A 505-nucleotide genomic window follows, 5' to 3' on the forward strand; every position below is an offset into this window, starting at 1 on the left:
GATCGGCCAGCAGCCAGCCGATGGTGCCATTGCGCAGTGCCGCCACCGGGTTGGGGATGCCGGCATTCACGAGCGATTGCGTGCCGATGATGCTGCGCGTGCGTCCCGCGCAATTGACGATGACCTGCGTGGTCGGGTCCGGTGCCAGCTCGCGGATGCGCAACACCAGCTCGGCACCCGGCACGCTCGTCGCCGTGGGGATGCTCATGGTCTGAAACTCTTCATAGCGGCGCGAATCGACGATCACCACGTCGCGCCTGGCATCAAGCAGCGCCTTGACTTCCTGCGCGCTGAGCGACGGCGTGTGGCGGTGTGCCTCCACGTATTCGCCAAAGGATTTGCTCGGCACGTTCACGTCCTGGAACACTTCGCCGCCGGCTGCGCGCCAGCCATCGAGTTCGCCTTCGAGCAGGTACACGCGCGTATAGCCGAGTTCAGCCAGCTTGGCCGCCGCGCGCGGGGCGAGGTCCACGCCATCGTGCACGCCGTACAGCACGATCAACGT

The 505-nt window shown here is 66.1% G+C and carries 1 protein-coding gene; it reads right to left on the reverse strand.

What is annotated here, in order from left to right; genetic code table 11:
* The coding region (locus I6F21_RS37630; protein WP_249787627.1) for a rhodanese-like domain-containing protein at window positions 1–505 on the reverse strand (505 nt) is incomplete at both ends.

The sequence above is a fragment of the Bradyrhizobium sp. NBAIM03 genome, from assembly GCF_020194055.1.
Taxonomy (GTDB): Bacteria; Pseudomonadota; Alphaproteobacteria; order Rhizobiales; family Xanthobacteraceae; genus Bradyrhizobium; species Bradyrhizobium yuanmingense.